This is a genomic window from Streptomyces sp. MBT65 (assembly GCF_016612545.1).
Classification (GTDB): domain Bacteria; phylum Actinomycetota; class Actinomycetes; order Streptomycetales; family Streptomycetaceae; genus Streptomyces.
On the sequence record NZ_JAENRY010000341.1, the window covers coordinates 1 to 8,375 of the forward strand.

General features: G+C 71.4%; 8 protein-coding genes and 1 tRNA gene. 8 read left to right on the top strand and 1 reads right to left on the bottom strand.

From position 1 onward, the window contains the following. Positions 1-59 precede the first annotated feature (59 nt). From JHN63_RS43525 to JHN63_RS43535, 3 genes are read left to right on the top strand one after another with little or no spacing between them, the layout of a single operon-like run. The gene (locus JHN63_RS43525) at positions 60-1,805 is read left to right on the top strand and encodes an FAD-dependent monooxygenase (protein ID WP_200690664.1); all 1,746 of its coding nucleotides are present in this window, start codon (positions 60-62) and stop codon (positions 1,803-1,805) included. Positions 1,806-1,832: 27 nt separating this feature from the next. Further along, positions 1,833-2,693 (top strand): intradiol ring-cleavage dioxygenase, encoded by an 861-nt coding sequence (locus JHN63_RS43530; RefSeq protein WP_200690665.1) that lies wholly within the window; start codon positions 1,833-1,835, stop codon positions 2,691-2,693. A gap of 35 nt (positions 2,694-2,728) precedes the next feature. Beyond that, positions 2,729-3,760: a maleylacetate reductase gene (locus JHN63_RS43535; RefSeq protein WP_200690671.1), complete on the top strand. Its 1,032-nt coding sequence runs from the start codon at positions 2,729-2,731 to the stop codon at positions 3,758-3,760. A gap of 24 nt (positions 3,761-3,784) precedes the next feature. Here JHN63_RS43535 and JHN63_RS43540 read toward each other — a convergent pair whose 3' ends face one another. Continuing rightward, positions 3,785-4,363, bottom strand: coding sequence for a TetR/AcrR family transcriptional regulator (locus tag JHN63_RS43540; protein WP_200690666.1), 579 nt, complete (start codon positions 4,361-4,363; stop codon positions 3,785-3,787). A 147-nt stretch (positions 4,364-4,510) separates the two neighbouring features. On the opposite strand from JHN63_RS43540, the gene JHN63_RS43545 reads away from it, so the two are divergent. The 5 genes from JHN63_RS43545 to JHN63_RS43565 all read left to right on the top strand — a co-directional run. Continuing rightward, positions 4,511-5,974, top strand: a complete 1,464-nt coding sequence (locus tag JHN63_RS43545) for an MFS transporter (RefSeq protein ID WP_200690667.1) — start codon at positions 4,511-4,513, stop codon at positions 5,972-5,974. Positions 5,975-6,000: 26 nt separating this feature from the next. Next, positions 6,001-6,786 (top strand): NUDIX domain-containing protein, encoded by a 786-nt coding sequence (locus JHN63_RS43550; protein ID WP_200690668.1) that lies wholly within the window; start codon positions 6,001-6,003, stop codon positions 6,784-6,786. A gap of 92 nt (positions 6,787-6,878) precedes the next feature. Further along, a complete protein-coding gene (locus tag JHN63_RS43555; protein WP_200690669.1) occupies positions 6,879-7,793 on the top strand; it encodes a YceI family protein in 915 nt (304 codons plus the stop codon). 60 nt (positions 7,794-7,853) lie between these two features. Continuing rightward, positions 7,854-7,927, top strand: a tRNA-Pro gene (locus JHN63_RS43560). Positions 7,928-8,000: 73 nt separating this feature from the next. Continuing rightward, positions 8,001-8,375: hypothetical protein (locus tag JHN63_RS43565; protein ID WP_200690670.1), on the top strand; the 375-nt coding region annotated here is incomplete at its 3' end.

Here is an 8,375-nt window from a genome sequence, read left to right on the forward strand (position 1 = left end):
ACCCCGTCCCGCCGAGTCCCACCCCGCCTCTCCCTGTCTCACCCCTGGAGCGTCCCGCCGTGCACGTTGTCGAGACCGACGTACTGATCGTGGGCAGCGGCCCGGCCGGGGCCTCCGCCGCGCTGGCGCTGAGCACCTACGGCGTCCCCAACATCGTCGTCACGCGCTACTCGCGCCTCACCAGGACGCCCCGCGCGCACATCACCAACCAGCGCACCATGGAGGTCCTGCGCGACCTCGGCGTCGAGGACGAGGTGCTGGCCAAGGCGACACCGCAGCACCTGATGGGCGACACCACGTTCTGCACCAGCCTGGCCGGCGAGGAACTGGGCCGGATCCGCTCCTGGGGCAACGAGCCGCTGGTGCAGGCCGCCCACGACCTGGCGAGCCCCACCCGCATGTGCGACATGCCCCAGCACCTGATGGAACCGGTGCTCGTCGACGCGGCGCTCGCACGCGGCTCGAACGTCCGCTTCAGCACGGTCTACCAGTCCTTCGAGCAGGACGAGGACGGCGTCACGGTCACGGTCGAGGACCGGCTGCGCGGCGACGAGTACCGGATCCGCGCCAAGTACCTCATCGGCGCCGACGGCGGCCGCTCCCAGATCGCCGAGGACGCCGGGCTGCCGATGGGCGGCCAGATGGGGGTCGCGGGCAGCATCAACATCGTCTTCGACGCGGACCTGAGCAAGTACACCGCCCACCGGCCCTCCACCCTCTACTGGGTGCTCGCCCCCGGCGCCACCGTCGGCGGCATCGGCGCGGGCCTGGTGCGCTGCGTCAGCCCTTGGAACGAGTGGCTGATCGTGTGGGGGTACGACGTGAGCGCCGGCGCCCCCGACCTCACCGAGGAGTACGCGCTGTCCGTCGTACGGCAGTTGGTCGGCGACGACGACATCCCCGTGACCATCAAGTCGTCCTCCGCGTGGACGGTCAACGAGATGTACGCCGAGACCTACGCCAACGGCCGGGTCCTGTGCGCCGGTGACGCCGTGCACCGCCACCCGCCGTCCAACGGGCTCGGCTCCAACACCTCGATCCAGGACTCCTACAACCTCGCCTGGAAGCTGAAGCTGGTGCTCGACGGCACCGCCACGCCGAAACTGCTCGACACCTACGACGCCGAACGCGCGCCCGTCGGCAAGCAGATCGTCACCCGCGCCAACAAGTCCATCGGTGAGACCGCCCCGATCTTCGAGGCGCTCGACGGCCTCTCCCCGCAGACCCCCGAGCAGTTGTGGGCCAACATCGCCGCCCGCAAGGACGCCACCGCGGCCGCGGCCGAGCAGCGGGCCGCGCTGCGCGAGGCGATCGCCTTCAAGGTGTACGAGTTCAACGCGCACGGCGTCGACCTCAACCAGCGCTATTCCGCGGAGAGTTCGACCGCGGTCGTGCCCGACGGCACACCCGATCCCGGCTTCGGGCGCGACCGCGAGCTGTACCACCAGCCCAGCTCCCGCCCCGGCGCCAAGCTCCCGCACGCATGGATCACCGCCGGCACCCGCACCGTCTCGACCCTCGACACGGTCGGCAAGGGCCGCTTCACCCTCCTCACCGGCATCGGCGGCGAGGCCTGGCTGCGCGCGGCCGAGGCCCAGCCCCTGGACATCGCCACGGTCGTCGTCGGCCCCGGCCAGGAGTACGAGGACCCGTACGGCGACTGGGCCCGGCTGAGCGAGGTGTCCGACGCGGGCGCACTCCTCGTCCGCCCCGACGGGTATGTCGCCTTCCGCCACGCCGACGCGGCCGAGAACGCCGAACAGTTGCTCACGGACGCGCTGCGCCGCATCCTCGGGCACGGCTGACATTTCGCATTCGGGTAGGGAGCCGCAATGACCACGCACGTCACCGTCACCGATGAGGCCGTCGCCAGTCTGCGAGGGACGGACGACCCGCGGCTGCGTGAACTGCTGACCGGTCTGATCCGGCATCTCCACGCGTTCGCCCGGGAGACCCGCCTCACCCGGGCCGAGTGGGAGCGGGCGATCGGCTTCCTGACGGAGACCGGCCGGATGTGCACGGACACCCGCCAGGAGTTCATCCTCCTGTCGGACGTGCTCGGCCTGTCGATGCTGGTCGAGACGATCAACGGCGACCGCGAGGCCGGCGCCACCGAGTCGACGGTGCTCGGCCCCTTCCACATGACGGAGTCGCCGGTCCGTGAACTCGGCGCGAACATCGACCTGATGGGCGGCGGCGAGCCGTGCGTGGTCGGCGGCCGGATCGTCTCCGGCGACGGCACCCCGCTGCCGGGCGCCCTCCTCGACGTCTGGCAGGCCGACGGCAACGGCTTCTACGACGTGCAGCAGCCCGACGTCCAACCCCCGGGCAACGGACGGGGGTTGTTCACCGCGGATGCCGAGGGCCGCTTCTGGTTCCGCACCTGCGTACCGAGCCCGTACCCGATCCCGACGGACGGCCCGGTCGGCGACCTTCTCAAGGCGACCGGCCGCCACCCCTACCGCCCCGCCCACATCCACTTCATCGCCTCGGCCGACGGCCACACCCCCGTCACCACGCACATCTTCGTCGCGGGCAGCGATTACCTCGACTCCGACGCCGTCTTCGCCGTGAAACAGAGCCTCGTCGAGGACTTCACCCCGACCGACGACCCCTCCCTGGCACGGGAGTTCGGCATCGCCAACCCCTTCCGCCACGCCCGCTTCGACCTCGTACTGGAGCAGTCCTCGTGACGGACTTCCTCGCCTTCGCCTACGACGCCCAGCCCATGCGGGTCGTGTTCCGCCCCGGCGCCGCGCTCACCGCGACTCCCGGGGAGGCCGAACGGCTCGGTCTGCGGCGGGTGTTGGTGCTTTCGGGAGCCCGGGGCGCGGCCACCGCGCAGGCGGTCGCCGACTCGCTGGGGGAACTGTGCGTCGGGGTGCACGCCGAGGCGAGGATGCACGTCCCGGTCGAAGTCGCCGACCGCGCGGTCGAGTTGGCGCGCACACTGGGCGCCGACGGCTGCGTCGCGGTGGGCGGCGGCTCGGCGATCGGCCTCGGCAAGGCGATCGCCCTGCGCACCGGCCTCCCGCTGATCGCCGTGCCCTCCACCTACTCCGGCTCGGAGATGACCCCGGTCTGGGGCCTCACCGAACACGGCGCCAAACGCACCGGCCGCGACCCCGCCGTCCTGCCCCGCAGCGTCGTCTACGACCCCGAACTCACCCTGGACCTCCCCGTACCGCTCTCGGTGACCAGCGGCGTCAACGCGATCGCGCACGCCGTGGAGGCCCTGTACGCCCCGGACACCTCCCCGTTGGTCGCGATGATGGCGGAGGAGGGCCTAGGGGCGCTGGCCGACGCGCTCCCCGAACTGGCCGCCGAACCCGGGTCGTTGGAGGCCCGGAGCCGCGCCCTGTACGGGGCGTGGCTGTGCGGGACCTGCCTCGGCGCCACCACCATGGGCCTGCACCACAAGCTGTGCCATGTCCTCGGCGGCACCTTCGGCCTGCCGCACGCGGAGACGCACACGGTGGTGCTGCCGTACACGCTGGCGTACAACGCGCCCGCCGCACCGGAGGCGGCGGCAGCCGTGGCCCGCGCGCTGGACGCCGAGGAGGCCCCACGCGCCCTGTGGAATCTGGCGCGGCGACTCGACGCACCACGCTCGCTCGCCGAACTCGGCCTGAACGAGGGTGACTTGGCGACGGCGGCGGCGCAGGCGGTGAGCCAGGCGTACGCCAACCCGCGGCCGGTCACGGAGGACGGGGTGCTCACGCTGCTGCGTGCCGCGTACGAGGGAACGCCCCCCGAGTGAACGGCCGTTCGGTGGTCCGCGCGGTCAGTGGTTCGTGCGCACGCCGTCCAGCGCGATGGCCAGGACGCGGTCGCGCTGGGCGTCGTCCACGAACTTCGTCCCGGTGATGCCGGCGACCAGCCGCAGCAGATCACCGAAGTCCATGTCCGTGCGGGCCACGCCCGCCTTCTGCGCGCGCTCGAACAGCGGGCCGCCCGCCGAGAACATCGACTCGCGGCAGGTGCCGAAGATCTCCGAGTCGTTGTCCAGCGCTTCGCGCACCGCCTGCTTGGTCACCATGTAGCCCGTGAACCGGTTCAGCCACGATGCCAGCGCCTCCCACGGCTCCTGGTCGGCGACGGCCAGGGCGACCTGGCACAGCGCGTTCACCTCGTCCGCGTAGACGCTCTCGAAGAGGGCCCGGCGGGTCGGGAAGTTGCGGTACAGGGTGGCGATGCCGACGCCCGCGCGCCGCGCGATGTCCTCCAGGGACGCCTCCGAGCCGTGCTCCGCGAAGGCCTCGCGCGCGGCGGCCAGCAGGGCGTCGTAGTTGCGGGCGGCGTCCTTGCGGTGCGGTCTCTGCGCCGCGACGATCTCGCTGACGGGGAACGGCTGGGCCGTCACGGGTGCCTCCCTGGGGCGGGCTCGGTTGAACCGGAGGGGTACCTCCGTTATGGTGGAGGGGTACCTCCACTTTAGCAGTGTGGGCGCGTTCCGCCGTAAAGCCCGCGCGGGCGCACCCCCGTTCGCTTGTTTTCGGAGAGGCTCTCCATGCCCCGCAAGTCCACCCGCCTCACCTTCGCGGTCCTCGCGACCGGTGCGGGCGTGTTCTCCATGCTGCAGTCGCTGATCGCACCGGCCCTGCCGACGGTCCAGCACGCGCTGCACACCTCCCAGTCCACCGCGACCTGGGTGATGACGGCCTATCTGCTGTCCGCCTCGGTCTTCACCCCGATACTCGGCCGCGTCGGCGACCTGGTCGGCAAGAAGCGCACACTCGTCGCCGTCCTCGTGGCGGTGCTGGCCGGCTGTCTGATCGCCGCGCTCGCGCCCAACATCGGCGTGCTGATCATCGCCCGGGTCGTCCAGGGCGTCGGCGGCGCGCTGTTCCCGCTCTCCTTCGGCATCATCCGGGACGAGTTCGACGCCTCCCAGGTCCCCGGCAGCATCAGCAACCTGTCCGCCGTGATCGCCGCGGGCGGTGGCGTCGGCATGGTGGCCGCCGGTCCCATCGTGTCCGCGCTCGACTACCGCTGGCTGTTCTGGTTCCCCGTCGGCATCGTCGCCGCCACCACCCTGATCGCCCTGCGCTACGTCCCCGAGTCGCCCAGCCGCGCCGACGGACGCGTCAACTGGCTCGGCGCCGCGCTCCTTTCGGGCTGGCTGGTCGCCCTGCTGCTGCCGCTCAGCCAGGCCGGCACCTGGGGCTGGGGCTCCGTACGCGTCGTCGGCCTCTTCGCCGCGGCCGTCGTGCTCTTCGCGGCCTGGCTGTTCTCGGAGGCCCGCTCCCGCAGCCCGCTCATCGACCTCAAGGTGATGCGCCTGTCGTCCGTGTGGACCACCAACACCGCCGCGCTGCTGTTCGGCGCCGGCATGTACGCGATCTGGTCCTTCCTGCCCGGCTTCGTCCAGACCCCCTCCTCGGCCGGCTACGGCTTCGGCGCCAGCGTCACCGCGTCCGGACTCCTGATGCTCCCGATGCTGATCGCGATGTTCGTCTCGGGCGTGCTCAGCGGACGCCTGGAACCGATCGTGGGTGCCAAGGCCCTGCTCACCACCGGTGCCGCCCTCGGCGCGGTCGCCTGCGCGATCCTCGCCCTCTGGCACGACCAGCAGTGGCAGATCGCCCTGGTCGCGGGCATCTTCGGCCTCGGCATCGGACTCGCCTTCGCCTCCATGGCCAACCTCATCGTCGGCAGCGTCCCGCCCGAGCAGACCGGCGCGGCGACCGGCATGAACGCCAACATCCGCACCATCGGCGGCTCGATCGGCGCCGCGGTGACCAGCGTCCTGGTCACCGGCCACCTCCAGGCATCGGGCCTGCCGTACGACTCCGGGTACACCCACGGGTTCACGCTGCTGGCGGTGCTGCTGCTCGGTGCCGCGCTGGCCGCGCTCCTGGTGCCGGCGCGCCGGTCGGGCCGTAGCGGAGGAAGGACCGTCGGCGGCTCCGAGTCGGCGCTGCTGAAGGCGGAGGAGGAAGCCTCGGTGATGGCTCCCGGTGCCCTGAACTGACCTGCCCGGTGTGCCAGCATGAGCCGATGATCGAAGAGAACGCGCGAGGTCCCGGCGCCGAACTCCTGGACGTCCACCGGCTCCGGCTCGTCGAGACCGCCGCTCCTCGGCTCACGCCCGGGGAGCGGCTGGCCATGGACCGGGTGTGGGGCCAACTGGTCGGCGCCAACCCGCACTTCTTCGACGGTCCGGTCCTGGTGTGCGCGGGCGCGGAACGGGAGGGACCGTACGGCCTGACCGTCTCCTGGGTGCGGACGACGTACCGCCACTTCGCCCTCCGCCGCGTGCCCGGCGCCACCTCCTGGCTGCCGTCCTTCTTCGTCTCCGTCCTCCAACCGGTCGACGACGGACGCCTGTTGGTCGGTCGGATGTCCAACTCCACGGCTGCGCCCGGACGTTGGCAACTTCCCGGCGGCTCCCTGGAACCCCCCGACGGCGACGAACCGCTCGACATGGGATCCCTCCACCGGCACGCCGCAAGGGAGTTGAGCGAGGAGACCGGCATCGACACCCCACCCGACGGCCTCACCTTCTGGAACGTCGCCCGCGCCGGGAACGGCGGCATCGGCGTCCTGTTCCGCGCGCCGGCCCTCCCGGAGGCCCGGCTGCGCGAGCGGTACGAGGCGATGGCCGCGACGGAACGGGCCGAGGACCGCGAACCGGAGCTGGACCGCATCGCCCTGATCCGCTCCACGGCCCAACTCCCGGACCTGACAGGCCCGCACGCGGACTACCTGGAGCCGATCGTCCGCCGCTACGCGGAGGGCGACGGCGGAACAGGAGTCCCCGGTGTCCCGGGTGTCTCGATTTGAGACACCCGTCCCACCGCCCGAGCGCGCAGGATCGGGAGCGTGTCGGCCGGCGCCGTATGCCGGTACGACTGCTGTGAAGAAAGGTGATCACCATGGCCCTCGCACTGCTCAGGCGCTGGCTGCCCCAAGGCGCCGCCGCCACGGCGGCGGGCCTCTCGCTCCCCCTTCCGCCCGGCGCGGGCGGCCTCGGCCGGGAGATCGTCGACCCGATGGGCTCGCCCATGGCGTCCGCCGAGGTCACGGTCACGGCCCTGGACTCGCACCGCGTCGTGGCCTCCGGTACGACCGACCCCTACGGCTTCTTCCTCGCGGCCCTGCCGCCCGGCCGCTACAGCCTCCTCGTCTCGGCCCAGGGACTCCAGCCGCACCAGGAGACGGTCGAGGTCGTCGCCGGAACCCCCGCGCCCGCGGAGCGGGTCTGGCTCCAACCCGGCCGCGCCCAGGAACTCCCGCCGCCCGGCACCTGGCTCTTCGACCCGCCGCACACCGCGATCCGCTTCATCGCCAAGCACGTCGGCATGGCCCATGTGCACGGCAGGTTCGAGCGGTTCCAGGGCGGTATCCAGATCGCCCAGGAAGTGGCCGAGTCCACGGTCCACGTCCGTATCGACGCGTCCAGCATCACCACCGGCAACACCACGCGGGACAACCATCTGCGCTCCGGTGACTTCCTCGACGTCGAGCGCTACCCGTACATCGACTTCACCAGCACCCGGTTCGCCTACCGGGGCGGCAGCAAGTGGACGCTCCAGGGTTCGCTGACGATGCACGGCGTGAGCCGCTCGGTGAACCTGGACACCACCTACCTGGGCACGGTCAACGGCGGCTACGCCGAGGAACTCCGCTGCGCCGCCCTCGCCACGGCCGAACTCCACCGCGAGGACTACACCCTCAACTGGCGCAGCATGCTGGCCCGGGGCATCGCGGTCGTCGGCCCCACCGTCCAACTGGAGTTGGACATCCAGGCGATGTACCGCACCCACGACACCCCGACGCCGCCGAAGTGACCCGGCACATGCGGTAGGGTTTACCTGCGCGTTCACCCGGACTGCCGGGTACGGCGCGAGCGGGACGTGGCGCAGCTTGGTAGCGCACTTGACTGGGGGTCAAGGGGTCGCAGGTTCAAATCCTGTCGTCCCGACTCGACAGAGTCGTAGACAAGGGGCGGTCCCGGAGAGATCCGGGACCGCCCCTTGAACATTCCGGGGGACTGGATGGGGGCCGGCAGCGGCACGTTTCGGGCGAGATGCCTGAAGGCGCAGGAGATCCTCTCGGAATACGAGGGCAGCTTCATCGAAAGGATCTCCAGCTCCGCGGTGGGCGACCACAGCACCTTCGACATCCTGCTGATCCGCGGCGGTGTCTTCGGAGAGCTGACCATTTCCCTGGAGGGCGTCCGCTATCTGGCGGTCGCGAATGCCACCTCGGTCGACGGCGTGTTCGTCGACCGACTGTCGGTGGTTCATCTCCCGTCCTGGGGGAGCCCGTGGCCACAAGGGGCCGAGGAGTTCGTGACGCGCTTCCCCGGCCTTCCGGAGCTGGTGTGGGTGCGGCTGGTCGGGCCGGTGGAGATCGATGTGGTCGGGTCG

Excerpts from the sequence above, each read along its gene's own strand:
- JHN63_RS43530 (WP_200690665.1), top strand. The coding sequence starts at position 1,833 with ATGACCACGCACGTCACCGTCACCGATGAGGCCGTCGCCAGTCTGCGA.
- JHN63_RS43535 (WP_200690671.1), top strand. The coding sequence starts at position 2,729 with ATGCGGGTCGTGTTCCGCCCCGGCGCCGCGCTCACCGCGACTCCCGGG.
- JHN63_RS43545 (WP_200690667.1), top strand. The coding sequence starts at position 4,511 with ATGCCCCGCAAGTCCACCCGCCTCACCTTCGCGGTCCTCGCGACCGGT.
- JHN63_RS43550 (WP_200690668.1), top strand. The coding sequence starts at position 6,001 with ATGATCGAAGAGAACGCGCGAGGTCCCGGCGCCGAACTCCTGGACGTC.
- JHN63_RS43555 (WP_200690669.1), top strand. The coding sequence starts at position 6,879 with ATGGCCCTCGCACTGCTCAGGCGCTGGCTGCCCCAAGGCGCCGCCGCC.